The sequence below is a fragment of the Natrinema salinisoli genome, from assembly GCF_020405205.1.
GTDB classification, from domain to species: Archaea; Halobacteriota; Halobacteria; order Halobacteriales; family Natrialbaceae; genus Natrinema; species Natrinema salinisoli.
Genome location: NZ_CP084469.1, coordinates 380,179 through 405,663, shown reverse-complemented (window position 1 = coordinate 405,663; position 25,485 = coordinate 380,179). Strand labels below are relative to the sequence as shown.

The 25,485-nt window shown below is 63.8% G+C and carries 25 protein-coding genes; 10 read left to right on the top strand and 15 right to left on the bottom strand.

Annotated elements, in window-relative coordinates; all coding sequences use genetic code 11:
• Positions 1–71: 71 nt before the first annotated feature.
• Genes LDB05_RS02070 through LDB05_RS02050 form a run of 5 tightly spaced genes read right to left on the bottom strand, consistent with a single transcriptional unit; the run spans position 72 to position 8,013 of the window.
• Entirely contained in the window at positions 72–2,090 is a 2,019-nt protein-coding gene (locus tag LDB05_RS02070) for a SpoVR family protein (RefSeq protein ID WP_226006270.1), read from the bottom strand.
• Positions 2,083–3,411 carry a YeaH/YhbH family protein gene (locus tag LDB05_RS02065; RefSeq protein WP_226006269.1) on the bottom strand — a complete coding sequence of 443 codons (1,329 nt, stop codon included), beginning with the start codon at positions 3,409–3,411 and terminating at the stop codon, positions 2,083–2,085. The genes LDB05_RS02070 and LDB05_RS02065 overlap by 8 nt, the downstream gene beginning before the upstream one ends.
• Complete coding sequence (locus tag LDB05_RS02060) at positions 3,402–5,687, bottom strand: PrkA family serine protein kinase (protein ID WP_226006268.1); 2,286 nt, start codon at positions 5,685–5,687, stop codon at positions 3,402–3,404. The genes LDB05_RS02065 and LDB05_RS02060 overlap by 10 nt, the downstream gene beginning before the upstream one ends.
• A 26-nt stretch (positions 5,688–5,713) precedes the next feature.
• Positions 5,714–7,786 (bottom strand): PrkA family serine protein kinase, encoded by a 2,073-nt coding sequence (locus tag LDB05_RS02055; protein WP_226006267.1) that lies wholly within the window; start codon positions 7,784–7,786, stop codon positions 5,714–5,716.
• Complete coding sequence (locus tag LDB05_RS02050; RefSeq protein WP_226006266.1) at positions 7,783–8,013, bottom strand: hypothetical protein; 231 nt, start codon at positions 8,011–8,013, stop codon at positions 7,783–7,785. Before LDB05_RS02050 ends, LDB05_RS02055 begins: the two co-directional genes overlap by 4 nt.
• Before the next feature lie 388 nt (positions 8,014–8,401).
• On the opposite strand from LDB05_RS02050, the gene LDB05_RS02045 reads away from it, so the two are divergent.
• Positions 8,402–8,833, top strand: a complete 432-nt coding sequence (locus LDB05_RS02045) for a DUF5820 family protein (RefSeq protein WP_226006265.1) — start codon at positions 8,402–8,404, stop codon at positions 8,831–8,833.
• Positions 8,834–8,930: 97 nt separating this feature from the next.
• Positions 8,931–9,377 carry a UPF0179 family protein gene (locus tag LDB05_RS02040; RefSeq protein ID WP_226006264.1) on the top strand — a complete coding sequence of 149 codons (447 nt, stop codon included), beginning with the start codon at positions 8,931–8,933 and terminating at the stop codon, positions 9,375–9,377.
• 332 nt (positions 9,378–9,709) lie between these two features.
• Here LDB05_RS02040 and LDB05_RS02035 read toward each other — a convergent pair whose 3' ends face one another.
• Complete coding sequence (locus LDB05_RS02035; protein ID WP_226006263.1) at positions 9,710–10,063, bottom strand: winged helix-turn-helix transcriptional regulator; 354 nt, start codon at positions 10,061–10,063, stop codon at positions 9,710–9,712.
• A 124-nt stretch (positions 10,064–10,187) separates the two neighbouring features.
• Here LDB05_RS02035 and LDB05_RS02030 point away from each other — a divergent pair, with 124 nt between their 5' ends.
• Positions 10,188–10,817: a flavin reductase family protein gene (locus LDB05_RS02030; RefSeq protein WP_226006262.1), complete on the top strand. Its 630-nt coding sequence runs from the start codon at positions 10,188–10,190 to the stop codon at positions 10,815–10,817.
• Between the two features lie 417 nt (positions 10,818–11,234).
• On the opposite strand, the gene LDB05_RS02025 is transcribed toward LDB05_RS02030, so the two are convergent.
• Positions 11,235–11,474, bottom strand: a complete 240-nt coding sequence (locus tag LDB05_RS02025; protein WP_226006261.1) for a hypothetical protein — start codon at positions 11,472–11,474, stop codon at positions 11,235–11,237.
• Positions 11,475–11,735: 261 nt separating this feature from the next.
• Between LDB05_RS02025 and LDB05_RS02020 the strand changes: the two genes are divergently transcribed.
• Positions 11,736–11,909 carry a hypothetical protein gene (locus LDB05_RS02020; protein ID WP_226006260.1) on the top strand — a complete coding sequence of 58 codons (174 nt, stop codon included), beginning with the start codon at positions 11,736–11,738 and terminating at the stop codon, positions 11,907–11,909.
• 37 nt (positions 11,910–11,946) lie between these two features.
• On the opposite strand, the gene LDB05_RS02015 is transcribed toward LDB05_RS02020, so the two are convergent.
• The 3 genes from LDB05_RS02015 to LDB05_RS02005 all read right to left on the bottom strand — a co-directional run bounded on the left by LDB05_RS02015 (position 11,947) and on the right by LDB05_RS02005 (position 13,428).
• A complete protein-coding gene (locus tag LDB05_RS02015; protein WP_226006259.1) occupies positions 11,947–12,507 on the bottom strand; it encodes a hypothetical protein in 561 nt (186 codons plus the stop codon).
• The gene (locus LDB05_RS02010) at positions 12,500–12,904 is read right to left on the bottom strand and encodes a hypothetical protein (RefSeq protein WP_226006258.1); all 405 of its coding nucleotides are present in this window, start codon (positions 12,902–12,904) and stop codon (positions 12,500–12,502) included. The genes LDB05_RS02015 and LDB05_RS02010 overlap by 8 nt, the downstream gene beginning before the upstream one ends.
• A 101-nt stretch (positions 12,905–13,005) precedes the next feature.
• A complete protein-coding gene (locus LDB05_RS02005) occupies positions 13,006–13,428 on the bottom strand; it encodes an SRPBCC family protein (protein ID WP_226006257.1) in 423 nt (140 codons plus the stop codon).
• Between the two features lie 119 nt (positions 13,429–13,547).
• Between LDB05_RS02005 and LDB05_RS02000 the strand changes: the two genes are divergently transcribed.
• The 5 genes from LDB05_RS02000 (at position 13,548) to LDB05_RS01980 (ending at position 20,716) form a co-directional block, all read left to right on the top strand.
• On the top strand, positions 13,548–14,468 hold the full coding sequence (locus LDB05_RS02000; protein WP_226006256.1) for an ABC transporter ATP-binding protein: 921 nt from the start codon (positions 13,548–13,550) through the stop codon (positions 14,466–14,468).
• Positions 14,465–16,348 carry an ABC transporter permease family protein gene (locus tag LDB05_RS01995; RefSeq protein ID WP_226006255.1) on the top strand — a complete coding sequence of 628 codons (1,884 nt, stop codon included), beginning with the start codon at positions 14,465–14,467 and terminating at the stop codon, positions 16,346–16,348. Before LDB05_RS02000 ends, LDB05_RS01995 begins: the two co-directional genes overlap by 4 nt.
• Positions 16,338–17,492 carry an ABC transporter permease gene (locus LDB05_RS01990; protein ID WP_226006254.1) on the top strand — a complete coding sequence of 385 codons (1,155 nt, stop codon included), beginning with the start codon at positions 16,338–16,340 and terminating at the stop codon, positions 17,490–17,492. Before LDB05_RS01995 ends, LDB05_RS01990 begins: the two co-directional genes overlap by 11 nt.
• 106 nt (positions 17,493–17,598) lie before the next feature.
• Positions 17,599–19,473 (top strand): formate/nitrite transporter family protein, encoded by a 1,875-nt coding sequence (locus LDB05_RS01985; protein ID WP_226006253.1) that lies wholly within the window; start codon positions 17,599–17,601, stop codon positions 19,471–19,473.
• Between the two features lie 268 nt (positions 19,474–19,741).
• Positions 19,742–20,716 (top strand): aldo/keto reductase, encoded by a 975-nt coding sequence (locus LDB05_RS01980; RefSeq protein WP_226006252.1) that lies wholly within the window; start codon positions 19,742–19,744, stop codon positions 20,714–20,716.
• A 245-nt stretch (positions 20,717–20,961) separates the two neighbouring features.
• Here the strand turns inward: LDB05_RS01980 and LDB05_RS01975 are convergent, their stop codons facing one another.
• Both LDB05_RS01975 and LDB05_RS01970 read right to left on the bottom strand, forming a co-directional pair.
• The gene (locus tag LDB05_RS01975; RefSeq protein WP_226006251.1) at positions 20,962–21,510 is read right to left on the bottom strand and encodes a twin-arginine translocation signal domain-containing protein; all 549 of its coding nucleotides are present in this window, start codon (positions 21,508–21,510) and stop codon (positions 20,962–20,964) included.
• Between the two features lie 266 nt (positions 21,511–21,776).
• A complete protein-coding gene (locus tag LDB05_RS01970; RefSeq protein ID WP_226006250.1) occupies positions 21,777–22,325 on the bottom strand; it encodes a DUF8170 family protein in 549 nt (182 codons plus the stop codon).
• A gap of 140 nt (positions 22,326–22,465) precedes the next feature.
• On the opposite strand from LDB05_RS01970, the gene LDB05_RS01965 reads away from it, so the two are divergent.
• A complete protein-coding gene (locus tag LDB05_RS01965) occupies positions 22,466–22,879 on the top strand; it encodes a PadR family transcriptional regulator (protein ID WP_226006249.1) in 414 nt (137 codons plus the stop codon).
• A gap of 53 nt (positions 22,880–22,932) precedes the next feature.
• On the opposite strand, the gene LDB05_RS01960 is transcribed toward LDB05_RS01965, so the two are convergent.
• The 3 genes from LDB05_RS01960 to LDB05_RS01950 form a co-directional block, all read right to left on the bottom strand.
• On the bottom strand, positions 22,933–24,150 hold the full coding sequence (locus LDB05_RS01960) for an MFS transporter (RefSeq protein ID WP_226006248.1): 1,218 nt from the start codon (positions 24,148–24,150) through the stop codon (positions 22,933–22,935).
• A 98-nt stretch (positions 24,151–24,248) separates the two neighbouring features.
• A complete protein-coding gene (locus tag LDB05_RS01955) occupies positions 24,249–24,788 on the bottom strand; it encodes a CBS domain-containing protein (RefSeq protein ID WP_226006247.1) in 540 nt (179 codons plus the stop codon).
• 245 nt (positions 24,789–25,033) lie between these two features.
• Positions 25,034–25,390: a DUF555 domain-containing protein gene (locus LDB05_RS01950; RefSeq protein WP_226006246.1), complete on the bottom strand. Its 357-nt coding sequence runs from the start codon at positions 25,388–25,390 to the stop codon at positions 25,034–25,036.
• Between the last annotated feature and the right edge of the window lie 95 nt (positions 25,391–25,485).

Sequence of the window (25,485 nt, the reverse complement as noted above, 5' to 3'; positions counted from 1 at the left end):
CGTCGTTTATTCCGGCAGGAATCCGTCAGAAATGCCAGTTTCGGTTTCGAGAGGGGAGGGAGCCCGACCCCTCAGGCGAGCCACTCCTCGGGCTTGGTGTCGTAATCGACGTCGTCGGCCGCGAGGTGGTCGACCTCCTCCCAGGGGACGTCCTCAGTCGTCACCGTTTCGCCGTCGTACCGGATTAGCTTCCCCTGCTCTTCGGGTTCGGGCTCGCGGTTGCGGCGCTTGGCGACTTCGATGTCGTGTTCGTCGACCTCCTTGACGATCGTCAGCAGGTTCACCGGACGGCCCCACAGTTCGAAGATCCGCTTGAGCGTCTCCGTGGCCTGCCCCAGATCGAGCATGACGCCGTTGTATTGGTGTCCCAGCAGGAGCTCGTTCGCGTTGTTGTAGTTGCCGTCGTACACCGCGATCGTCGGCTTCCCAAAGTTAGTGAACTGCAACAGGAGCTTCTTCTTGACGTCCTCGGCCACGTCGCTGGCGACGTGGAACTGTCCCGTCGCCTGCGAGTGTTCGTAGGTGAAGTAGTTGTTCTCGGTGATGAACTCCTGCGTCAGGAACTCGTCCAGGAAGGTCACGTCGTTGTGACTCTCTCGAACGTCGAACATCCGGTCCCAGCCGGCGGCGAAGTCGACGTCTTCGAGCGCCTCCTCGACCGACGAATAGCGGGCGTCGTCGAACAGGTAGCGACCGATCCGCTCGAGTTCGCTCTGAGTCACTCGGCCGAGGAAGCCGCGGTTCTGGCGCTTGACCAACGAGTAGTGACGCCGCGCCAATCCCTCGTAGGTCAACACCTTCCAGGGGTACGCCTCGACGTCGATCTCGCCCTCGCGGGCCCGTTCGAGCGCCTCGTGATCGACCCACTCCTCGGGAACCGCCTCGAGCTGATCGAGCGTGTCGGTGGTGACGTTTTCGATCGCCTCGGGCGGCTCGAGTATCTCGAGGACGTCCTCGAAGTCGACGACGTCGATGAGGTTGCGCCAGGAGACGCCTTCGACGCGCAGCAGGGCCTCGAGGACCTCCTGGCGGTTCGTGGTGTTTTCGACGTACTCCCACAGCTCCATGCCGAGGCTGTAGGGGTTGAGGCCGCCGGAGGCGAGGACTTTCGCCATGTGATCGGCGTAGTTGAGGAACTCGTCGTCGCGGGCGAAGACCTCGTCGGTCATCATCGTCGACTCCCAGTAGGCGGCCCAACCCTCGTTCATCACCTTCGTCATCTTCTGGGCGGCGAAGTAGTAGGCCTCCGCGCGCATCATGTCGAGGATGTCCCGCTGCCACTCCGTCATCTCGACCGCGCGTTCGGCCTCGTCGTCGTACTGCTTACCGTGTTCGCGCACGAACGCCAGCACGTCCTTCTGGGGCTCCTCGGGGAAGGTCGGTGCGATGTCTTCCTCCTCGAGCTTCTCGACCCACTCCTCGTTGAAGACCTCGCCTTTGATCTCGTCGGAGAGCTCGAGCTCGTCCAACTTCTCGGCGAGGTCCTCGTCGATCTCCGCGCCGGCCGGCGCGTCGACGTCGAGGCGGCGGCTGAACACCTGGTGCTGGTCGATGTTGTCCTCGAGGGACAGGCAGTGGTCGATCCACTTCTCGACCTCGGCGCGGTCGATCTCGGGATCGGACATGTACTCGTCGATGGCCCGAGCGTGGCGCTCGAGCATGGCGGCCGCGTTGACCTGCTCCTCGTCGGCGCGCCCGCTGGTGAACAGGCCGAACCAGTCGTTGTTCGCGAAGAAGTCCGAGTGTGCCTCGACGTGGGTGATGACCGCTTTCTGGTCGGCGACCGTGTTCGACTCCTGCAGGAACGCGTGGGCGGGATTGTCGTTGTTGACGATCTCGAAGGCCTTCCCGCCGGCGTACTGGCCCTGTTTCTGTTGCTTATCGTACTGCATCCCCCACCGCCAGTGCGGGTAGCGACTCTGGAACCCGCCGTAGGCGATGAGTTCGTTCATCTCGTCGTAGTCGATGATCCAGTACTTCACCGGATACGGCTCGAGGCCGAGCTTCACCGCCAGGTTCCGGGCCTCGTCGACCGGCTCCTCGAGATCGCTGGCGATCGCCTGTTTGCGGAATCTGTCTGTATTACTCATCGGTCTCACTCTCCGTCGAGAGAATGTCGTAGATCGCGTCGGTCACGTCCGACTCGTCGTTGACGTAGGCCACCGCGGCGTCGTCCGCGTCGGTCCCGAAGTGGCGCTCGAGCTCCTCGGCGTGGGTGGCGTTGATCGCGTTGCCGCTGGGCTGGGTCTCCACGTAGGCGTGGAGGTTCGCCGGGATTTGTTCCATCATCGGAATCACGTGCTCTTCGGTGTCGTTGCTCGAGTTCTCGGAGTCGCCCGCCGCGAAGACGTAGCGGTTCCAGTCGGTCCAGGGGTACTCCTCTAACAGTTCGTTGGCGAGCTCGTACGCGCTCGAGATCTTCGTCCCGCCGCCCGAGCGAATGCCGAAGAACTCGTCGCGTTCGACCTGCCAGGCGTCGGCGTCGTGGGCGATGTACACGAACTCGGCGTTGTCGTACTTGCCCTGGAGGTACCAGTCTAGCGGCGTGAACGTCCGTTCGACGAGTTCGCGTTTCTTCTCGCGCATCGAGCCGGAGACGTCGCGGATGTTGACGACCACGACGTTCTTCTCCTTCTCCTCGATGATCTCGGGGTGGCGGTAGCGCTCGTCCTCGCGGCGGAAGGGGACGTGTTTGATTCCCTCGCGGCGGATCTTCTGCTGGACGCTCTCGCGCTCGACGTTCTCCTCGACCTCCTCGATCGAGGCCCATTTTCCGCGTTCGTCGTCGGGAACGTCGTCGTAGGCCTCCTGCACCCACGCCATCGACACCGGCAGGCTCTCGCCGCGAGCCCACTCGAAGACGTCGCGGGGGTCGATCCCCTCGACCTTGCAGAGTTCGCGCAGGAACTCCTCGTCGAAGTCCATCGCGAGCTTGCGCTTGAGCCCCTCCTTGAACATCCGCTCGAAGTCGAGCGTGCTGTTCGGACCGCTTCGCGTGAGATCGGTGAACGGTCCCTCCTTCTCCTCGACGACTTTCTTGCCCTTGGGATCGAGGTCGAGGCCGAGTTCCTCGTCGAGTTCCTCGGCGAACTCCTCGGGATCCATCTCGTAGTACTCGTGCTCGCCGCCTTCCTCGCCGGGGTCGCCGTCCTCGCCGTCGTCGTCGCCCGGCTGGGGCTGGGGCTGGCCGACTGGCTGACCCGTGTCTGGCGTGCCGTCCTCGCCCTGCCCGACGCCGCCCTTATCGCGCTGGTCGTACTCGAACTCCGGCAGCGAGACGATCTTCACCGGGATCTTGATCTCGCCCGGCCGGCTCTGGCCGAGGTCGCCGTACTGGATGAAGTCGGCGAGGTCCTCGCGGCGCTCCTCGCCGACTTCGCGGAATCGCTCGAGGTCGTCTCTCAGTCCCATCTGTAGCTCACCTGTCCCATGACGTGTCGGCTGGTCAGTTCGGCCGAGGCCTCGGAGTAGCCGAAGAGGTCGGCCATCGTTTCGATGGTGTTCTCCTTGACCGCGGCCGTCTCGGTCCCGCTGGGCGGGTCGCTCCACTGTCGCGGGTCGAAGTCCTCGAACGTCCGCTCGACGTCGTCCCAGTCGTGGCTCTCGAGGACGGTCTTGATCACCGGGATCGCGGTGAGGTCGACGTCCTCGACCGAGAAGTCCTCGTCGCGGTGCTCCCAGGCGTGGCGGTTCAGCGACGTGATGACCTTCTCGCGGCGGAAGTTCCGGACGCTCTCGCGGGGCTGGTTCCCCTCGTATTCGGCCTCGGAGAACCGGCCAAGGTGCTCGATCTCGAACAACTTCATCGTCAGCGGATCGGGCTCGACGCGCTCGCCCCGGTCGTTGTACAGCGGTTCCTCGGTCTCCCAGGCGTAGACGTGTTCGACGTATTCGGCGACGGTCTCCTCGTCGACGCGTTTGTCGTGCATGATGGCCTCGATGACGTCGCTCTCCTGCTGGTCGTAGATGTAGTTCTTCACGGGAACGACGCGGTTCTCGAACTCCGATCGCTCGCCCGTCGAGAACACCGGCGCGTCAATTAGCCCCTCGACCATGGCGTTCAACACGTCGCGGGGCATGACGACGTCCTCGACCGCGAGGTCGGCGTGGTGGCGGTCCCGGTCGGTCTGGAGCAACTCCGCGAGCGTGTCTCGCGTGTACGTGACGGGAATTCCGTGATCGCCGTCGTTGCCGTCGTCGTCGAAGTCGAACTCGTCCTTTTCGCGGCGGCTGTCGCCCTCCTGCAGGTAGCCCTGATCGTAGATCAAGGCCTTGTCGACGAGGTCCAGCCCGTTCGGGAGGTGCTCCTCGTCCAGTCGCGTGACGACCGCGTACAGCGCGGCCGCCTCGATCGCGTGGGGTGCGAACTCCTGAACGCGCGTCTCGCCGTCGCGATCCTTGACGGTCACCCTCACCGGGGCGCGGATCCGATCCGCGAGTTCGTCGTAGCTCTCGGCCTCCCAGACGTTCGTCTCGTTGGTCAGCTCGCGACGGATGAGCTCCGTCTCGAGGCTCAGGTTCGTCAGATAACCGAACCGGTGTTTGTCCAGCCGGCGCTTGAGCGCCTTCAGCGGGTCCATCCCGTTGCGATCCGCGTGCTGGTTGAGCTGGGCCTCGAGATCGGGGTTCGAGATGATCAGCATCTGGGAGTCGACGTCCATGCCGATCCCCTTGTCCAGCTTGACCGACTGCTCGTCCGGGACGTTCAGCAGCTTCTGGAGCAGGTCGGCGTGCTGGGCCGCGTCCTCGACGATGGTGAGGACGCCGTTCCCCTGCGAAAGGACGCCGTCGTAGCTAAAGGCCTGCGGGTTCTTTCGGCCCCGCGAGTCGAGCTCCTGGAGCATGCCGTGCATCCACGAGCCGACGAGTCGCTCCTTGGGCGGGCCGTCGTCCTCGGAGTGGAGGACGCCGACGCCCTGTCCCACGTCGACCACGTAGTTCTTCACTCGGAGGTGACTCTCGTCCGTGATCGCCGAGAAAAGCTCCTCCTCGCCCTCCCTGCGGTAGCGCTCCTCGAGGAAATCGTACGCCTCGCGGGAGAACGGGTCGAGTTGTGCATCGACCTGGATCGGGACGTGGTCGTCGAGTTGCCCGTTGAGTTCCTCGAGCAGGTCCTCGCGGACGTTCTCGGGGAACACCGTCAGCGGGTGGGCCTGCACAGGGCTTTCGTACCAGTCCTGGTCGTCGGGAGCGCTGACGTCGTCGCCGTAGCTCAGTCCGCGATCGCTGCCCTCGGCGGTCGAGATGTTCCACTCGACGGTGTATCGGCGGCCGTCGGGCGTCTTCGAGTACTCGCGGAGCCCGTTGACCAGACAGCGCTTGAGTTCGGACTTGCCGGTCGCGGTCGGCCCCTCGAACCAGATGATCTTCTCGTCTTTCGCCCGACCCGCGGCGATCGACCGCAGGTCGTCGACGAACCCGTTCAGTACCTCGGTGTTGCCGAGGATGGCGTGTTCCCCGTCGTTGTGGGGATCGTCGAAGAAGCGGTAGCGCTCCTTCTCCTCGCCCTCCTCGACCACCGTTCGCGTGCCGGCGGCCTCGATCGCCTCGAGCAAGTACTTCGAGGCGTGGGAGGCGATCGAGGGGTTCTCGAAGATCCGATCGACGTAGGCGGCGAGGCTCATCGGCTCCTCGTAGGTCTCCTCGAGCGCGCGATCGGCTTCGGTGACGTAGTCGTTGCCGGTCATGTTAGTCGACCTCGTGTTCGGTCATGTTAGTCGTCCATCTCGGCCTTGGCGACCTCCGCACCGGCGAACTCGAGCACCTCCTTGGCTCCGCCCTCGGAGTATCCCTGTTCCATCAGCGCGTCGATCCACGCGGAGCGCTCGTCGTCGTCGAACTCGTTGGCGCTGACCAGCGCGGAGAAGTTGATGTTGTGCTTCTTGTCCTCCCAGAGCTTGCGCTCGAGGGCGCGGCGCAGGCGCTCGTTGTCCTGCGGGTTGAACGCCTCGCCCTCTCGCGCGCGTCGCGAGACCCAATTGCTCACTTCCTGGCGGAAGTCTTCCTTGCGGTCTTCGGGAATGTCGAGTTTCTCTTCGACCGAGCGCAGGAAGGTCTCGTCGGGTTCCTGTTCGCGGCCCGTGAGTTCGTCCTCGATGGTATCGTCGTCGATGTAGGCCATCACGTGGTCCATGTACTTCTCGCCCTGGCGCTGGATCTCGTCGATGTCGTAGGCCAGCGCGTGGCGGACGTCCTCGATGGCGCGTTCCTTGTACTCCTCGCGGACCGTCTCGAGGTAGCGGTAGTACTTCTCGAAGTTGTCTTCGGGAATCGAGCCGTGGTGCTCGAGGTTCTCCTCGAAGAAGTTGAACACCGTCAGCGGCGAGAGGAACCCGCGCTGGCGGTGTTTGGAGTCCATGATCGCCTCGGCGATCTCGTCGCCGATGAAGCGGGGCGAGATGCCGACCATGCCCTCGCCGATCTCGGCTTTCGCCTCGGCTTCCTCCTGGAGCTTCTTGATGTCGATGTCGTCGCCCTCGTCGATCTCGCCGTTGTAGGCCTTGGCCTTCGAGAGGAGCCCGACGGTTTCGGTGTCGGGCTCTTCGATGCGCGTGAGGACCCCGAAGAGACCCGCCATCTCGAGGGTGTGTGGCTCGACGTTAATGTCGGGGACGTCGGCGTTGTTCAGCATCTTCTCGTAGATGCTGGCCTCGTCCTCGTAGCTGAGGACGTAGGGGAAGTCGATCCGCTTGGTGCGGTCGTTGAACGCCTCCATCTTCTCGTCGCCCTTCTTGTCCTTGTACTCGGGCATGTTCGTCCGGCCGACGATCACTTGGTCGATGTCGATCCGCGGGTTGTTCTTCGGCTTGATCGTCTGCTCCTGAGTCGCGTGGAGGAAGTCGTAGAGGAACTCCCGCTGGAGTTTGAGCAGCTCCTCGCCGGAGAAGATCCCGCGGTTCGCGTTACAGAAGGCCCCCGAGTAGTCGAACGCGCGCGGGTCGCTCTCCCCGTAGATCGCGATCTTCGAGTAGTTGACGTCGCCGGTGAGCTCCGTCTCGTCCTGATTCTTCTTGTCCTTCGGTTCGAACGTCTCCAGCCCCTGGCGTTTGTTCTCGTCGGCGACGAACCGGACGATCTCGACGTGGTTCTCGAGGACCTGCTTGAGGTCGTCGTCGTAATAGGCGAGCAGCCTGTCCATGTAGAACTCGCTCTCGGGGTCGAGCGCCTGCTCGTTCTGAATCGTGTACGGCGCGTCTAGGTTCTCGTTGAGGTCGTCGATGACTTTCTGGCGCTGTTCCAGTGGAAGCAACACGAGCGGGTCCTGATTCATCGGGGACCGGACGGTGTCATCGGCCGGGTCCTGATCCTGAATGACGTCACAGAGGTTCGTCCATCGGAAGGTGTACATCCGCCCGTCGTCGCGCAGCGTGTAGTCCCCGAAGTACTTGCGGACCTGCTTGTCGAAGTGGGACTTCCCGGAGCCGACCGGCCCGAGCAGCAGCTTGATCCGGCGCTCGGGACCCAGCCGACGGGCACCGGACTTGACCTTGTTGACGAACTCGTGAATCGACTGGTGAATCACGTTCCCGTAGAAGGTGTTCTCGCCGTCGCCCAGCGGATCCTCGCTCGCGAGCTGGTACTCGACCATCCCTTCGGTCTCGTCGTAGGTGGTGCCGTAGTAGTCGAACATGTCCGCGACGCGCTGGTGGGCGTTGCGGGCCACCTTCGGGTCCTCGTAGACCTCCTCCAGGTACCAGTCGAAGGACTTGGTCTCCCGGAGGTCCGCGGGCATCGATTCCTTGTAATCCGTACTGAGCTGCTCGAGTGTTTCGATGTCACCGGTCATGGTATCATTGCCAGTTTCGGGGGTTCCCCGTCTGCAGTGCGGTCGTCCGTAACGGGACGGAACGGGTGCGCTGACGTCGGTCGACCAGCCGTCGCATCGCGTGGCCGGACCGTCGGAATCCGTCGCCTCGCGTCACCGGACGTGAGCGCGTCGTGCTCGTCGGACTCCTCGAGTAGAGTCTCCTGGAGCGCAACCCTGCTGCGGGCGGCGTCGATCTGCCGTATCATGTCGTCAATCACCACCTCTCGTTGTGCGACGTCCCTCGCGGGCCTCACACAACGGCGCGCCGGGGACGGGCGCGGAGTGGATCGGTCCGGCAAACGGATACCGATAGTATTTAATGAGTGAGTAATCCAGCCACTTAACCTTAGCCCCAAAAGGTATTTATCAGGACTTTGTTTCGATCAAATATTGCCAGAATTATATTTTGGTAGTTGGTACCACAGCACATGTTCGATGGGGTGCGGCATAAGTCGTCGGCCTGCAGTCTCCGACTCGAGGCGCGCGCGATGACTCGTCGGAGCATTCGGGGGACCAAACGATTGCTCCGCTACCGATTCGGACGGTCGATCGCCCTGCGACGAGGATTTAGGCTCGGCAGTCCTAGCCGACGCCATGTCGGATTCGGAGACGGACGAGGAGCTGGACCGCTCGCGGCTACCGAACGCCTGGACCGTCTGGAGTCAGGGAGACCAGGGACGGCTCGTTCTCGCGTACCGACCGGACGTCTTCGACGCGGCGGATTTCCCTGCGGCCTGCCTGCCGACGCTGTATCTCACGCACGGCAAGCGGACCCGCCGCCCCGGCGTCAACCCCGCCGACACCGCAGATTCCGAGGACTGGTACGTCACGCTCTATCTCGAGCCGGACGTTTCGCTGAACGAGACGCTCAGATTTCCGACCAGAGAGGAGGCGCTCGAGCGAACGATCGAACTCGCCGCGGCGTTCGACGACGGCGAAATCGACTACCGCGAACTCTACCAGGTCCCTCGAGAGACGTACTTCGAGCGACTCGACGAACTCACCGGGCCCGACACTGACGACTGAGCGCCTCCGGATCCCGACTCAGGGCGGGTTCGTACCAGGCCGCTTCTCGCCCGGCCGGGACGTGACCCTTAACCGCCAGTGGCAACTACCACATTCTATGTCGACCGTTACGCTCATCGGCTCTCGGCTCGCCGAGCCGGGAACCGAGTTCGTCTACGAGGGGGAAGCCGACGGCTGTACCGGCTGCCCGTATCGCAGTCAGTGCCTCAATCTCGAGCCCGGCGCGAAGTACCGCGTCACCGCCATCCGCGAGAACGCCCAGACGCTCGAGTGTGCCATGCACGACAGCGGGGTTCGAGCCGTGGAAGTCGAACCCGCCACGACGCGAGCCAACATCGTTTCGAAGGGGGCCTTCGCCGGCAGCAAGACGAGTCTCCCCGGCACCTGTCCCTACGTGGAGTGTCCGAGCCACGAATACTGCGAACCCGACGGCGTCGACTTCGACGAGGAGTACCGCATCGCGGAGATCGTCGGCGAGCCGCCACACGACGTCTGCCACCTCGATCGCTCGCTCGAGCTGGTCGAACTCGAGACGGACGACTGACGGACCGGCAAACGAGTTGGACGTTTCGATAGGTCGAGACGGACGACCACGTGCCGTCTCTAGTGCAGTACCGCTTCGGATGGCCTCGGCCATCGAGCGCTCGATTCGGTCGATCGCGATTGTCGTAGTGTCTGACCCGCCCGAAACAGCAGCGAGCGCTATTCGGACTGCCCACCGGACGGCGAGCTATCGATAAAACCGTGGATCGTCAGAATATCGGATCGTACAGTCATTCGAAATTCGGAGTTCGTTCCGATACCGCAGAACGAGGTCGAGTGCCAGTCCCCGTCGTTCGAATCACGAACAGACGCGGTTTCTGGGCAGAGTCCCGTCTACTCCGCCTCGAGTTCGCTCTCTTCGAGCCACGAGCCCGCCCAGCACTCGATCTCGCTGAAGACCGGCTCGAGGGATCGGCCCTTGTCGGTGAGGCTGTAGAAGGTGGCGACGGGGGCGTCCTCCTCGATGCGGCGTTCGACGAAGCCCATCTCACCCAGATCGTCTAGCACGCGCGAGAGGGTTCGGGCGTTCGCGCCCGTCGACCGCTTGAGTTCGTTGAAGCGCTGCTCGCCGTCCAGCAGTTCGTGGAGCACGGCCAGTCGCCACTGGGAACCGATCTGCTCCAGGGACGTGATAACGGGACAGGCGTCGTCGTGTTGCTCGCGGGATTTCGTCTGGGGAGAGGACATGCGACAGCCTACGTCACGAACTGTTTTAGTAGTTCGCATCCAAACCGGGTATCACAATGTTAGCCCCTTGCGGCCGAGCGCGCGAGATTCCCCTGAGGACGGACCGGCTCCCGGAGGGCGTCCGATGAGTGACGACGGGTCGACGAGTAGCGACGAGAGCACCGCCCTCGAGATCGACGCGGACGACCACGACGGGTCGCTCTATCGGATCCTCTCGAGTGCGGTCGTCCCGCGGCCGATCGCGTGGGTGAGCACCCGGAGCGAGGACGGCGTCGACAACCTCGCGCCGTACAGTTTCTTCACCGTCGCGTCGGTCGACCCCCCGATCGTGCTCTTCGCGCCGGTCGACGGTGCCGAGGGGCTCAAGGATACTCCGCGGAACGCCCGCGACACCGGCGAGTTCGTCGTCAACCTCGTCACCGAGGACCTCGCCGAAGCGATGAACGAGACCAGCGCCACGCTGCCGCCGGGGGAAAGCGAGTTCGATCACGCCGACCTCGAGCGCGCCGACTCGGCCGCCGTCGCCCCGCCGCGGGTCGCCGGCGCGAAAGCCGCCTTCGAGTGTACCCTCCACGATCTCGTCGACGTCGGCGGGTCGACGCTCGTCCTCGGCGAGGTACGCCACGTCCACCTCGCAGAATCCGTTACCACCGACGGGAAAATCGACGTCACCGAAGTCGAGGCCGTCGGCCGCCTCGCGGGGAGTCTGTATACCCGAACTACCGACCGATTCTCGCTCGAGCGGCCGCCGTAGGCCCCGGTCCGTATCGGTGAGACGAAAATCCACGCACAGCAGTGTTTATCGCACTCTGAATCGGGTACCTTCGTGGGGTGGCGCGCGCTGAGTCGCGATGAGTCGAAGACGAATCGCGACTCGAAGCTGTGCGAGGGATGAGCGAGCGAACGTAGTGAGCGAGTGAATCGGTTGGGGAGGTCGTGGCGATTCCCTGTTGCCAGTACGAGCAGTACGCTCTGCTTTTTCTCAGTACTCGAGACAGGTTTCACAATGAGACAATCGGGACGGCGGTCGAACGGAGTGCGGCCCTAAACTGTCGTCTCCAAAACGCAACGAAATCAAAAAGAACCGCTCGAATCCCCGGCTCCGAGCCGACCGGCCGGCTACTCGTCGGGGCTCGAGCGGGCGTCCGATTGCTCGAGTGCGAGCCCCGGGCTACTCCTCGCCGATCTGATCGAACAGCTTCGGCGGTATGGAACAGCCACAGGGTTCGACAGTACCGGAGTCGGGACGTGTGACGACGGCGAACAGGACCGGATCACCGCACTGCGAGCAGTCGGGAAGCGGCGACGAAGACTTCTCGTTCAGTTCGCCACCGGCGCTCATTCGCACACCCTTCCAGTCCGTCGCGATCTCGAAACCGAACTCGAGGCTGGTCATGTCGGGCGATTCCACTGTCGTGTGGGGCGTTTATATCCCGGAAGAACGTACGGAATCATGCTTCGAAACCATCGTGGGTTTGGAAGCCGCTCTCGAGTGCCTGTACACCCGGGACGTTTCAGACCGTCCCCTGTGAAGACTAGCTTCCGTTCAACAAGTCAACCCGCCGGGGCCTATATCCAATGCAAATATGTTGGAATAGATGTGGAATCAGGCGCGAAATTTTCAGTCGATCGGAATCGAGTTGGTTATCCGCTGGTATCCCTGAGCCCGTATGTGACCACCCCTGAGTCCCGCTCTGACGAGGGCCGAACGCTGTCGAGTCGTGGGTACCGAATCACCGTCGACGACGGCCGCGACTCGTTTTACGCGATCTCGCTCGAGGACCCCGATAACGACGCGGCGTGGATCATGTCCGATACCGTCCGAACGCTAGACGAGATGCAGTAGTGTCGCAGTTCATCGTCACGAGCAGTGAGACGACTGCTCAGTCGGTGAGGTAGTTGCTGCGTAGCGTGTCGACGTACTGGCGGTCCCACCCTTTCGTTTCGAGATAGTACGTCAACGCGGCGTCCACATACCGTCTATCGAGGGCCCCGCGGTCGGCTAACAGGCACAGGACGTGTGGCGTCGTAAATAGTGCATTCCGGTCGTCGAGTGCCAGAGAAACGAAGAGATAGTTCGTGGAATTGAATCCGTCAGTAACGAACATCTCGGCATCGAGGTCGTTCGCCAGCCAGATGCCATGTGATTCGCCACGATCGAGTCCGAAGTCGAGCGGCTCGTCGATCTCGGCAGTTACGTCGTGAGTGGTTAGTTGGTGTGAGGCGTTCAAGACCAATTTCGAAGCAGCCGCGAGCAAATCCTCACCCCCCGTGGCCTCGCCCAGTTCACCGAGGACGCTCGATGGGACGTGGACGTCGTACGCGGCGAGTAGGGTCTTGAGCGGATCGTCACCCGTCGGAGCCCGATTTCGTCCATCGACGACCGGTGTTGCAAGGTTCAAGAGAACGTTCGTATCGACGACGATGACGGCAGTTTCAGCCATCGCTAGGCGTGCATCCCTGATCGTCATCGTCCGACTCCTCGTCCGGCATCCATTCGGGAACCTCTCCCTCGTAGAAGTCCTCGTCCGATGGCACGGAAGCGTCGAGTTGCGGTTCCGGCGGATCGCGGCTCAGCGATTCTCGGAGGAGTTTCATTCGCATCGCCTCTTCCGTGCCGAGAACTGATTCTACGACGTCGAATTCGATTTGATTCGCGTAATACGCTTCACCGATTCTGCGCTGGAACCCCTCATCAGCGGCGAGATCGTCGATTTCGTCCCGCAACGCATCGATAAGCAACTGCGTCCGAGAGACGTCGAGGAGATCAGCGATAGTGTCGGCTCGCTCTACGAGCGAGACAGGGGCGTTGAAATCGACCCGAGTTTTCTTTTCCGACATTACGTGTATGTGTAGACTCTACACATGAATAACAGTGGCGGTGAATCGTCACGGGTTCCGGACGGCGACTACTCGGAATGTTCCGATTGAAGCCGGGTACACTACTGGACAACTGATTCGTCTCCCTCGAGCAGCGACTCGAGGTTCTCCACCGCCCGCAGACAGACGGGGACGTACCCCGAAGCGAGCAGCGGGAGTTCGATGACGATCCGACAGCGCTCGTCGCCGAGCTCGTCGACCCGGTGTCCGGTTGCGGGGATCCCGGTGACGCGCCAGGTCCACCGGCGCTCGGTACACGAGGTGATCCGAAACGGAAGCCAGGCACCGGGAATCCGGATCCGCCCGGTCGTATCGGGTCGAATCCGGCGGTCCGTCGCTTCGACGCCGGTTATCAGCGGCGACCACTCCGGCCACTGCGTCGTATCGACGAGCGGGTCCCAGGCGTCGGCCGCGGGAACCTGTACGACCTGCGAAACCTCAAGGCGGCGGCCGTCGACCGTTCGTGCGGTCCGGACTCGAGTCATGGCTGAGACTACGCAGCGCTCGGCTATGGGGTTTGGGTGGCTCGCCAAACGATCGTATCGTCTTGACATTCCACAGCCGCTAGATTTTACTGAGGCGGCTCCCTCCGTCGCGGTAACGAATGGCGATACTCGAGGTAGACGACCTCCGGAAGGAGTACGGCGGATTCACCGCGGTCGAGGGGAGCTCCTTCGAAATCGAGCGCGGTGAGGTCTTCGGCGTCGTCGGCCCCAACGGCGCCGGCAAGACGACGACGCTGAAGATGCTGGCCGGATTGATCGAACCGACCGCCGGCACCGCCGTCGTCGCCGGTCACACGCCCGGTGAACCCGCGATGCAGCGACGACTCGGCTTTCTCCCCGAGGAGTCACCGCTCTACGAGGAGATGACAGCGATCGACTACCTCGAGTTCTTCGCCGACCTCTACGACGTCCCGGCGGACGTCGCCCACGAACGGATCCACGACTCGCTGGACCGCCTCGACCTCGAGCACCGCGACAGGCGGATCGGCAACATGTCGAAGGGAATGCAGCGGAAGGTCGCAATCGCGCGAGCGCTGGTGAACGACCCCGACGTGTTGATCTTCGACGAGCCGGCGTCGGGACTGGACCCGCTGACGACCAACTACATCATCGAGTTCACCCGCGAGCTGAGCGACGAAGGGAAGACGATCGTCTTCAGCGCGCACAACCTCTTCCACGTCGAGAGCATCTGCGACCGGATCGTCATCATGAACGACGGGCGAATCGTCGCCCGCGGCACGCTCGAAGAGATCCGGGACGCCCACGGCGGGACCGAGTACCACGTCTACGCGACGGGCGACGGCAGCGAGGGCGTCGACGACGGACACTCGCCGCTGGATGTGACACGCGAGAACGGGCAAGTTCGCCACGTCGTCGGCGATATGGCCGCCGTCGATGCGATTCGGGATACCGTCGAAGCGGACGGCGGCCGCGTGACCGACATCCAGACGAAGACGCCGAGCCTCGAGGAGATCTTCCTCGAGGTCGCACGCGAACCGACGGAGGAGGCCGAGGCGTGAGCGGCGGTCGCCTCCGCGGGATCGCCGCGTCCGCGCGCCGTCTCGCCAGGCAGCTCCGCGAGGTCGTCGCACGCACGAGCAGGATCGCCCGCTGGGAAGTTTCCCGAAGCGCCGGCACCGTCGATCGAAAGACGGTCCTGGCGCTCGTCGTGATGGCGCTGGCGATCGGGACCGCGGGAGTGTCGGTTTCGGACTCGGGACTCGGCCTCGAGCGCGAGATGTACGTCGCCGGCGTCGACGAGGAGAGCCGCTATTACGACGTCGCCGTCGAGAGCGAACAGTTCCGGGCAGTGCCCCTCGACGATATCGAAGCGGACGGCGGCGGAGATTCGACCGCCGAGACCACGACGATTCGAGGCGACGCGAACGTCGACGTCGTCGTGACTCGAGACGGTCGCGTCGGACACGTCGGCGACAACGGGGCCGCCGCCTACGACGCGTTTCGCACCGCCGTCGAGGACTACAATGCGAAATTGATGGACGACGAGGACGATCAGGCGGCCGCGTACCCGGTGCTCGTTTCGCTCGAGTACCAGGAACGCGACCCCGACGGGTCGACCGACTCCGGAGCGGATGACGGAAGCGATGCTGGGAGCGGGGACGGAACCGGCGGGAGCACCGACGGGGACGGCTCTGCGACTGGCGGCGGTGGCTCGAGCGGGACGGGTGACGGAGACGGTCGGATGCAGGTTCCCAACGTCGGTGACGGCGGTACGTCGACGTCGGCGGGGACGCCCGGTTCGATCGCGCCGCCGTTCCCGTTCGAATCGCTCGTCCTCGCGTTCCTGTTCGTCGTACCGATGAATTTCGTCATTCAGGCCTACGGAAGCACGATCATGGACGAGCGGGTCAAGCGGCGGGGCGAGCTACTGTTGGTGTCGCCGGCGTCGCGATACGAGATCGTCGGGGGCAAGACGCTGCCGTACCTGTTGGGGCTCGTCGGAATCGTCGCCGCGATAACGTACGCGATCGAGGGTGGACCGATCGCCGTCGCCGCGACGCTCCCGATCGCGCTGGTCTTCCTGGCGGCGACGTTCGCCGGCGCGATGCTGGCCCGCTCGTTCAAGGAACTGACGTTCGTGACGGTCACGATCAGCGTCGTCCTGACGACGTACACGTTCATTCCGGCGATCTTCACCGACGTGAACCCGATCGCGCTGATCTCGCCGTTGACGCTGGTCGTCATGGACCTCCAGAACGAGTCGGTTCGACTCGGAGAGTACCTGTTTTCGACCGCGCCGTTCTACCTCAGCGCGGTCGTCCTCTTCTTGCTGGGAATCGGCGTCTACCGTGAAGAGGACATGTTTGCCCAGAAGCCGATTCCGACGAAAGTCATCGACGCGATCGCGAGCCGCATTCACGGCCGGTGGAGCGTTCCCCTGCTGTCGATCCTCTTCATTCCCTTCATTTTCGCGGGTCAGTTGCTCGCCGTCTCCCTGTTGTTCGCCGTTCCGGAGGCGGTCGCGGTCCCGGTCATCATCGTCGTCGCCGCTGCGATCGAGGAGGTCGCGAAGAGCATTCACGTCTACGCCGGCTTCGCCCGCTCCCGATTCGACGCGACGCTGAAGACCGGTGGGGTGCTCGGCGTCCTCTCTGGAGCGGGCTTCTTCGTCGGCGAGAAAATCACCCACGTCGTCCAGTTCGTCGGCCTGCCCGAACTAACGGTCGGGGCCGCCGCGTTCGGCCCGGCTCCGACCGTCTCGAGCGAGCCGGTACTGTTCGTCGCGGTCTTGCTCGCACCGCTCGTCTTGCACGTCGTGACGGCTATCTGCTCGGCGATCGGGGCCAGCCGGGGTCGGAACGGCTATGCAGTCGGGTTCCTCGTCGCGACACTCGTTCACGCGAGCTACAACCTGGGGGTGCTCTCCCTTGTCGCGTGATCGCGATCGCGGTCGCGAGCGGGAGTCGATCCAGCGGGGTCCGAACCCCCCGGTTCGGCCCGACGGCGGTACCGAGTCGGGGTCGACCTGGGGTGCGCGCTGGGCGGTCGCTCGCCGGGAACTCGCCTCGCTGCGCTCGGAAAAGACGATCATTCTGGCGCTGTCGATCCAGCTGTTCATCGCCGCGTTCTCGTCCTTTCTGGTCGTCGGGCTCGTCTCGCTGTACGATCCCGGCTCGGTCGACGGCTACCAGACCGAGGTCGCCGTCACCGGCGACGACATCGATACGCTTCTGCGGGTCGCGAACGGACAAGACGGCGTCACGGCCGAGCGCTACGGTGACCGCGGGAGCGCCTATGACGCGTTCGACGACGGAAGGGTTTCCGCCGTCCTCGACGCCAATAGAAACGCCGACGGCCAGCTCAGCGTCAGGGCCACCGTCCCCGAAGAGGGGTTGCGGACGACGCTGCTCGTCGTCCAGATCCGAAATACGCTGGAGAACGTCGAACGCGTCGAGCGCCAGCAAAACGCCGATGAGGGTCGACTCGAGCGGTCGCCGATACCCGTTCCGACGTCGATCCAGTCGAGCCCCTACGTCGGCTTCACGTACACGATCTTGCTGCCGCTGTTGTGCTTCCTGCCGGTGTTCATCAGCGGCTCGATCGTCGTCGACTCGCTGATCGAGGAACGCCAGCGCGGAACCCTCGAACTCCTCCGGGTCGCGCCGCTCTCGCTCGCGGAGATCGTCGACGCGAAGCTGGTGGCGACGGCGGCACTGGCTCCGCTACAGGCGATCGCCTGGTTCCTCCTGCTGGCGGTCAACGGAACCGCGATCGCGGCGCCCGCCGCGCTGGTCGTCCTGGTGGCCGCGCTCTCGTTGCTCGTCGTCACCGTCGGGGTCGCGGTCGCGCTGTGGGCGCCCGATCGACGGCAGGCCCAGTTGCTCTACTCCATGGCCACCGTCGGCGGCCTGGTCGTCGCGACCGTCCTCCCCGAACACCCCGCGAACACCGTCGCGAAGTTCGCACTCGGCAACCCGACGACCGCGACGTGGGGCCTCCTCGCCGCGTACTGTCTGGTCGCGGTGGGTGCGTTCATCGCGCTCAGGGGAGGTATCGGGCGGCTCGAGCCGGATGCGCTGTAGTCGGATGGGGGCCCTTCGAACCGATCGCGACCCGCTATCGGGGACCCGTGATCACCACCGTACGAGATGCTAAACGATTAGTTCCTCTACGAACGCGTACCTGTTAATGAGTAATCCCAACCGACCGGATCAGGGGCGGACGGATCGAGATCCGCCCGACGCGGGGGGACAGGCTGCGCAGCGGCCGGAACAGGAACAGGTTCGAGAGGCCGTCGAGCGCTCCAGGAGCGGCGCGCCGGCTGTCGGCGCAGTCGTCCGGGATCGGTTCTCCTCCGACGAGATCTTCCAGCGGATCGTCGCCGCGGCCGACGAGGAGGTCACGTCCGGTGGACGCGAACTGTTCTTCAGCGGCCTCGCCGCCGGCTTCGCGATCACGATTACGTTCCTGCTGTACGCCACGTTGACGGCGTCGACGGACGGGCATCCGATCCTGAGCAAGGTGTTGTATCCGCTGGGATTTATCTACATCATCATCGGCGGCTACCAGCTCTACACCGAGAACACGCTGCCGCCGGTCGCGCTGACGCTGGAGCGACTGGCCAGCATCCCTGCACTGCTTCGCCACTGGACGATCGTCCTCGCAGGTAATTTCGCCGGCGGCGGGCTCGGTGCGATCGCACTGTATTACAGTCAGGTCTTCGACGACGAAACGGCAGTCGCCGCGATGGACCTCGCGAAAAAGGGCGTCGAGACGCCGTGGTGGACCCTGTTCTCCAAGGCGGCCTTCGCTGGACTCATCGTCGCCGGCGTCGTCTGGATCGTCTACGCCTCGCGGGACACGATCTCGCGGCTCGTCGTCGTCTATCTGGCCTTCCTCTCCATTCCGCTCGGCAACCTGTTCCACGTCGTCGTCTCGTTTACCGAAATGATCTACTACGTGCTCGGCGGCAATATCCACCCGTACATCGGCCTCACCCAGTTCGTCCTGCCGGTCTTGCTCGGGAACACCATCGGCGGTATCGTCCTCGTCACCGTCGTCAATTACTTCCAGACCAGCGAACACCGCCTCGAGTCCGCCCGCTTCGAGGGAGCCGATCGCCAGCTCTCGATCAAGGAGTGGCTGTTCGGCAGCTACGTGGGTCGGTCGTACGTTCCGTTGATCGACACCGCCGAAACCCACGCGAGCGACAACGGCAACTATCGCATTCTCGTCCCGATTTCGAACCCGCGAACCGAATCGACGATCGTCGACCTCGCCTGCAGACTGGCCAGCGGTCACGAACACGCGACGGTCCACGCCGTTCACATCGTCCAGATGCCGGGTCGCGCGTCCATGCGATACGGTGCCGGCCAGACCGAACGGATCGTCTCCGAGTCCGAGGAACGGATGGAGGTCATCGGTCAGCGAGCCCAGTCCTACGACGTCGACTTCGAGACGTCGACGGTCGTCTCCCACCGCTCGTTCGAGGACGTCTTCGACACCGCGGAACGCGAGAACGCCGATCTCGTGGTACTGGGCTGGGGCGAAGACCGACCGTGGGGTAAGAAGGGGCGCGCCGAAAGCCGGATCAACGAGCTGACGAGCAACCTCCCCTGTGACTTTCTCATCCTCAAGGATCGGGACCTGGACACCTCGCGCGTCCTCCTCCCGACCGCAGGTGGCCCGGACTCGGACCTGAGCGCCGAGGTCGCACGCACGCTGCGCGACCGCTCCGGTGCCGAAATCACGCTCCAGCACGTCGTCGCCGGCCCGGACGACCGCGAGCGAGGCGAAGAGTTCCTCGCCGAATGGGCCGCCCAACACGACCTTGAGGACGCCGACCTCGTCGTCGACGACTCCGGCGACGTCGAGAAAGCGATCTGCCGGCAGGCACAGGATCACTCGCTCGTCCTCATCGGGGCGACCGAGGAGGGGGTCATCTCGCGACTGATGAGCGACTCGCTGCACATGGACGTCGTCAACGAGGTCGACAGTTCGGTGCTGCTGGCCGAGCGACCGAGCGACCGAACCGTCGTCCAGCGGCTGTTCGGCCACTGGTAGCCGACCGACTGTCGACCACGGGATCGCCGAAAAATGGGCTATCGAACGGGACAGGTTCGGTCGGCGCGATTAGCTGCGGTCGAACACGTTCTTGATTCGCGAGACGATGCCGCCGTCGTCGCTGCGCTCCGCCTCTCGATCGTTGTGTTCGTCCGTCATATGCAGTCGGCTGTATTATACTGATTTTACTAAAAAATAACGCTGCCAGTTGTGTGGTATCGATTGCCGCACCACGTACTGTTTTCTTCCCGGTTTTCGTACTATCGCTATGGAGTACACGACTCTCGGTTCCACGGGGATGCAGGTGAGCCGCATCTGTCTCGGCTGCATGAGCTTCGGCTCGAGCGACTGGCGCGAATGGGTCCTCGAAGACGAAGAGAGCAAGAAGATCATCGACCGGGCGCTCGACCTCGGGATCAACTTCTTCGACACCGCGAACATGTACTCGCGAGGCGAATCCGAGCGGATCCTGGGCGAGGCCCTCGAGGGCCACCGCGAGGAGTCGGTCGTCGCCACGAAGGGCTTCTTCCGGATGCGCGACGACGACCCGAACTCGGGCGGACTCTCCCGGAAGGCGATCGAACAGGAACTGGCGGCCAGCCGCGAGCGACTCGGCATGGACACCATCGACCTCTACCAGCCCCACCGCTGGGACTACGAGACGCCGATCGAGACGACGTTGCGGGCACTCGACGACGCCGTTCGACGCGGACACGTCCGCTACATCGGTGCCTCCTCGATGTGGGCCCACCAGCTCGCCGACGCACTGCACACGAGCGACTCGCTGGGCCTCGAGCGATTCCAGACGATGCAGAACCACTACAACCTCGTCTATCGCGAGGAAGAGCGGGAGACGTTGCCGCTCTGTGAGAAAGAAAACATCGGCGTCGTTCCGTGGTCGCCCATGGCTCGGGGCTACCTGACGCGCCCCCACGAGGAGATCGACGCCACGACCCGCGGCGAGACCGAGGAGCACATGTACGAACACCCCTACCGCGAGGGCGGCGGCCAAGAAATCAACGAGCGCGTCGCCGACCTGGCCAACGATAAGAGCGCGACGATGGCCCAGATCGCGCTCTCGTGGCTGCTGCACAAGGACTGGGTCGACGCCCCGATCGTCGGCACGACCAGCGTCGAGCACCTAGAGCAGGCCGTCGAAGCGCTCGAGATCGAGTTATCGGACGACGATCTCGAGTACCTCGAGGAGCCCTACGAGCCGGTGCCGGTGTCCGGTCACAGCTAAGATCGGTTGTTCGTCCCGTCCGGCCGCGGTCGGCGGCGTCCCCGACGCAGTCGACGTGCTCTCGAAACCGTCGGCGAGACACAGGTCGCCCTCGAAAGCGTGCCCTGCTGGCTCGCCGCGGGAACGCCGGCGAACGACGCGTTGAGGACGGCGTCAGCGCACTCTCGTTCAAAAAAGATCGCTCCGTGTAGCTCGCGTCCACACCGTGTCGATCTATCCGCGATGGACTGTCCGTACGGCTAGTTTCAGCCGGATTGCCACCAGTCGTCGTGCTGGAGGATCGACTGCGCGACCTCGTCGCTGATGGGGTTCGCGTTGACGGTGATGAGTCGCTGGTTGTCACTGAACGGCGTCCACTCCTGGTTCATCTCGAACACCTGCGGCCAGTTCTGGCCCTCCTCCGGCTCCGGAATGTAGCCGAGATCTTCGTTGAACTGACCGAGGTTGGTGTCCTCTGAGATGAACAGCGGAACGATCTCGCCGCTGTTGAGCCACCGAATGTGGTAGGTGTTGTAATCCGTGAACCAACTGTCCTGTATGTCTCCGTAGTTAGGGGTCCACTCGACGACATCGGAGACGATGGCGAACCGCGCCTCGGGGTGGAAGTTGTTGGCGAAGATGAGCGCACCCCACGATTCGTCGGCACTGTCGAGGACACCGTCGTCCTGAGCGGTCGCGGTGCCCGCTCCCGCACCGACGAGCGCCATCCCGGCGGTCGCTGCAGCACTCTGTTTCATGAACTTCCGTCGCGTCGACTCCTCGCTATCCGTAGTCGGGAATGACTCGTGATCCATAGTAGTAGCCTCCACTCCCGACTAACGCCCCAGCCGTCCAATAAGGACAGAGATAGTTTCATCGAACACTCGAACATAGATACGGTTTCGGCTCGGACAGCCTCATGTTGAGGCCGCGAAGTAGCGGGCTGTGTCCGGTAATTCAGTTTTAGGACCGTCACAGATATCCGGTTGCGCGTTCGGCAATATGCGTCGACGGGGGATCGAAACGCCGCAAGTGCGTGTTCAACAGTCCGAAACGATGATACAAACGCTCGAGTCGGCCACTACGGGAGCGCCTCGACAGCCTCGACGAGGTCCGTCTCGGTCTCCCATCGGTGCAGTCGCCCCGCCGTCTCGAGCAACTCGAAGACGCCGTCCTGCATCCAGTCGTAGGACCGGTCCTCGTCCGGATAGTCCCGCTTGAGGACGTGCGTCTTTTCGAAGTACTCCTCGGTGCCCGCGAGCAGCCCCTGTTCGACGAGAAACCCGCTGGGCTCGCGCTCGGCGACCCCGACGACGTGCGTGACGAGATCCGCGACCAGACAGAACTTCTGGATACCGTTCTCCCACTCGCCGCGGACGTCGACCATCCGAAAGGCGTAGGCGTCCGATCGGCGGTTCAGCCGATCGACGACGAGGTTCAGTCGGCGGATCGGTTCGCGATCGTAGTTCCCGAGCACGAAGTACGACCGGTCGCTTTCGTACACCGGCCGTAACTCGCTCAGCGCGTGGAGGATCTCCTCGTTATCGGCGAGCGAGAGGTCCTCGGCCTCGAGTCGCTCCGATGCGCTCGTGAGGACTGCCTCGGGGACCGGTGGATCGTCGTCTGTCATACCCGGAGATTATCGTGAATTGCGGATAGTAGTTTCCGTGTGATTTCCGTTTCCGATAGTGTCCGACGGTGCCGGCAGATTACCGCAGAGTAATTTACTTCAGGGTAAACTACTTGGTGCTACGCTCCGTAGCTGACGGTATGAGCACTGACGTGGGGACTCCGGAGGGGGCGAACACGCGGGCACTCGTCCGGTTCGTGACCCAGGAAACGCGATTCGCACTGCTTTCCAATATTCTCCAACACCCCGACGAGCTGCCGTCGATGTACGAACTCGAACAGCTCAACCCCAGCGTGAGCGACGCGACGGTCTACAAGCACGTCCAGAAGCTGATCGACGCCGGGATCGTCGAGGCCGTCGAACTTCCGGACGACGAGCGTCGGCAGGGGTATCCATGGAAATTCTATCGGCTGACTGATGAGGGACGCGAATTCCTCGAGAACCACAACCTGCTCGCGGCCGAGGAGACACTTCAGCGGATCTACGAGACGATTTCCGATAAACCCGAGAAGATGGTCAAATACGAGAACGCGCCGCGTCCCGACCTCGAGTAGCGGTTCGGGTACCGATCGATCGAGACCGCCCGGAACCACAATCGCAACCCGAACTATCCTCGGCCGCCGGCCAACTTCTCCGATTCCGGCAGCGTTCGAAGCCTGAGCATGGCGAGCGTCCCGATCAGCGGTCCGATCGCGAGCGGGGCGAACGCCCACTGCCAGCCGACCACGCGTTGGACGATTGGGACGAGTTGGATCGACCCGATGGTGATCAGAAAGCCGACGGCCGTCTGGAGCGTCAGCGCGGAGCCGACGTAGCTGTCGTCCGCGAGTTCGGAAACCGCCGTCGAGAACTGTGCGGAGTCCGCGACGATGACGAAGCCCCAGACGAGCACGAAGGGGGACACCACGGCGAGACTGGAGCCGTAGACCACTCCCGCGAGGAGGCACGCCGCTCCGGAGACGATCATCGACGCGCTGGTGACGAGCGATCGACCGACGCGGTCGGCGGCCGATCCGGCGAGCCACGCCCCGACCCCGCCGATTGCGATCGTCCCGAACGCGAGCAGCGCCGCGCGCTGTTCGGGGTTCGCCGTCCCGCTGGCCTCGAAGCTGGCAAGGAGATAGACCGGGATCCACGTCCAGACCGCGTAGAGTTCCCACATGTGACCGAAGTACCCGGTGTTCGCGAGGACGACGCCGCGATCGGAGACGATGCGACGGATCGCGCTCGGGTCGAAGGGTGCCGTTTCCGGTTGATGCGGACCGTCCTCGTACGCCAGCGCGAGGAGCCCGCCTACCGTTGCGATGGCCGCCGTCCCGTACAATACGAGTCGGGGCTGTCCGATTCCGCCGATGGCCCGGAGGAGGTGTGGCGACGCCGAGCCGACGGTGAGCGCGCCGACGAGGACGCCGATGGCGAGCCCGCGGCCCCGGACGAACCACGAGGCCATCATCTTCATGCCGGTCGGATAGACTCCTGCTAGCGCGACGCCGGTGAGAAACCGAAGGACGATAGCCGGGAACCCGCTGTCGACGGCTCCCGCGATGAGGGCCGTCGACGCCGCGCCGGCGAACGCACAGCCGGCGAAGAGGGACCGCGGTCGGACGACGTCTGCGATGGTCAACGAGGCCGAAACGAGTGCGCCCACGACGAACCCGAGTTGGACGGCGTTGGTCAGCCAGGCCGTCTCGGCAGGCGTGAGGGCCCACATCTCGGCCAACTCCGGTCCCACCGCCGTCCCGCTGAACCATAGCGTCATCGCGAACAGTTCCGCGACCCCCACGAGGACGAGCGCACGCCACTTGGTCCCAGCAACTGCTGCCATTGCTCCGAGATGCAGCCATCGTCAAATAAAGCCCGTGGCCGATCGAATCCGTCTCTACCTGCCGTTCCATCGCGATGGAACGGCCGGCGTCGATTCGATCAGGACAGCCGCGCCGCGATATCGGCCTCGGTGATGATGCCGACGGTCTCGCCGGCTTCGGTGATCATCACGGCCTTGTAGTGCTCGAGGAGGTTGCTGATTTCGTCCAGGGTAGCGTCTTTCGAGACGGTCGGAAAGCTCTCGCTCATGTGTTCCTCGACGGGTTCGTCCCGGTCCGCCGAGTCGAGGTGGACGAGGTCGCCCTGACTGATCGATCCCACGGGAATGCCGTCCTGAATGACTGCCAGCTGCGAGTAGGCCTCTTCCTCCATCTTCTGGGCGGCCTGACTGACGGGATCGCCGGGGGCGACGCTGACAACGGCCTCGTTCATCAGATCGTCGGCGCGGATGACGTCGCTCTCGGCCTTCTCGAGGGCGTTGACGATCCGCCGGAGCGTCGACAGGCGCGGGTCGACGTCGCCGCCTTCGATGCGGGCGATCAGCGGCTGGGAGACGTCGGCCGTGTCGGCCAGTTCGCTCTGGGTGAGCCCGAGTTCGGTACGGCGCTGACGGAGATCCGCGGGCGTCGGGAGTTCCATACGCGTCCATAACCACGGGTTATAGAAAGTACTTTGGGTTGGATCTAACTCGCGTGACAGATCGGACGACGGACCGAGACCCCACTCACTTCCGGAACGGAGAGGAGAAGCCGAGCAGCGCCAGACCGCCACGGCTCGCGCACCCGTAGTGAATCCGATCGCTCGAGAAATGACTACCGGTCTCGGTCGGTTTCAGAGTACTGGCACGGCGTCGAAAGACGAATCGGGTACGCGGCGGTGCGGCCTTACTCGTCTTCCGTTTCCGTCTCGATGATATCGACGACCGACAGCGGCACGTCGCGCAGCGCGCCGCCGACCTCGCTCTTTGCGATTCGCGAGGCGTGTTCCTCTCCGTCGGCGTTGAAGACCTCCATCTCGAGTGCGAGGCCCACGAGCGCGGTGTCGGCCGCGATGAAGGCGGAGTCGAACGGTTCGCCACAGGCCGGACAGCCCGTCGCGCCGACCTCGACCTCGACGTAGTCCATGTCTTCGCTGTTGAGTCGCTTCCCGGCTTCGCTAACGGCGACGCCGATCGCGTCGTCGATCGCATCGACGTCACGAACGAGCCATGCCGCTTCCATCGCGACGAGATAATTGCCCATACGGGTTCGTCGGTCCGGGGGGTTTCCTGCTTTGCGGTTCGTCGGTGGTAATCGTTCCATCGAGCCATCGCGTGACACGCTCACTCGCGACGCAC

Bases quoted from the DNA above. Each gene is read 5' to 3' on its own strand.
- LDB05_RS01950 (WP_226006246.1), bottom strand. From the start codon at position 25,390: ATGGGCAATTATCTCGTCGCGATGGAAGCGGCATGGCTCGTTCGTGAC.
- LDB05_RS02010 (WP_226006258.1), bottom strand. From the start codon at position 12,904: ATGTCGGAAAAGAAAACTCGGGTCGATTTCAACGCCCCTGTCTCGCTC.
- LDB05_RS02045 (WP_226006265.1), top strand. From the start codon at position 8,402: ATGTCGGATTCGGAGACGGACGAGGAGCTGGACCGCTCGCGGCTACCG.
- LDB05_RS01975 (WP_226006251.1), bottom strand. From the start codon at position 21,510: ATGGATCACGAGTCATTCCCGACTACGGATAGCGAGGAGTCGACGCGA.
- LDB05_RS02000 (WP_226006256.1), top strand. From the start codon at position 13,548: ATGGCGATACTCGAGGTAGACGACCTCCGGAAGGAGTACGGCGGATTC.
- LDB05_RS02060 (WP_226006268.1), bottom strand. From the start codon at position 5,687: ATGACCGGCAACGACTACGTCACCGAAGCCGATCGCGCGCTCGAGGAG.
- LDB05_RS01985 (WP_226006253.1), top strand. From the start codon at position 17,599: ATGAGTAATCCCAACCGACCGGATCAGGGGCGGACGGATCGAGATCCG.
- LDB05_RS01980 (WP_226006252.1), top strand. From the start codon at position 19,742: ATGGAGTACACGACTCTCGGTTCCACGGGGATGCAGGTGAGCCGCATC.
- LDB05_RS02070 (WP_226006270.1), bottom strand. From the start codon at position 2,090: ATGAGTAATACAGACAGATTCCGCAAACAGGCGATCGCCAGCGATCTC.
- LDB05_RS02035 (WP_226006263.1), bottom strand. From the start codon at position 10,063: ATGTCCTCTCCCCAGACGAAATCCCGCGAGCAACACGACGACGCCTGT.
- LDB05_RS02005 (WP_226006257.1), bottom strand. From the start codon at position 13,428: ATGACTCGAGTCCGGACCGCACGAACGGTCGACGGCCGCCGCCTTGAG.
- LDB05_RS02055 (WP_226006267.1), bottom strand. From the start codon at position 7,786: ATGACCGGTGACATCGAAACACTCGAGCAGCTCAGTACGGATTACAAG.
- LDB05_RS02015 (WP_226006259.1), bottom strand. From the start codon at position 12,507: ATGGCTGAAACTGCCGTCATCGTCGTCGATACGAACGTTCTCTTGAAC.
- LDB05_RS02040 (WP_226006264.1), top strand. From the start codon at position 8,931: ATGTCGACCGTTACGCTCATCGGCTCTCGGCTCGCCGAGCCGGGAACC.
- LDB05_RS02065 (WP_226006269.1), bottom strand. From the start codon at position 3,411: ATGGGACTGAGAGACGACCTCGAGCGATTCCGCGAAGTCGGCGAGGAG.
- LDB05_RS01960 (WP_226006248.1), bottom strand. From the start codon at position 24,150: ATGGCAGCAGTTGCTGGGACCAAGTGGCGTGCGCTCGTCCTCGTGGGG.
- LDB05_RS01970 (WP_226006250.1), bottom strand. From the start codon at position 22,325: ATGACAGACGACGATCCACCGGTCCCCGAGGCAGTCCTCACGAGCGCA.
- LDB05_RS01965 (WP_226006249.1), top strand. From the start codon at position 22,466: ATGAGCACTGACGTGGGGACTCCGGAGGGGGCGAACACGCGGGCACTC.
- LDB05_RS02050 (WP_226006266.1), bottom strand. From the start codon at position 8,013: ATGATACGGCAGATCGACGCCGCCCGCAGCAGGGTTGCGCTCCAGGAG.
- LDB05_RS01955 (WP_226006247.1), bottom strand. From the start codon at position 24,788: ATGGAACTCCCGACGCCCGCGGATCTCCGTCAGCGCCGTACCGAACTC.
- LDB05_RS02030 (WP_226006262.1), top strand. From the start codon at position 10,188: ATGAGTGACGACGGGTCGACGAGTAGCGACGAGAGCACCGCCCTCGAG.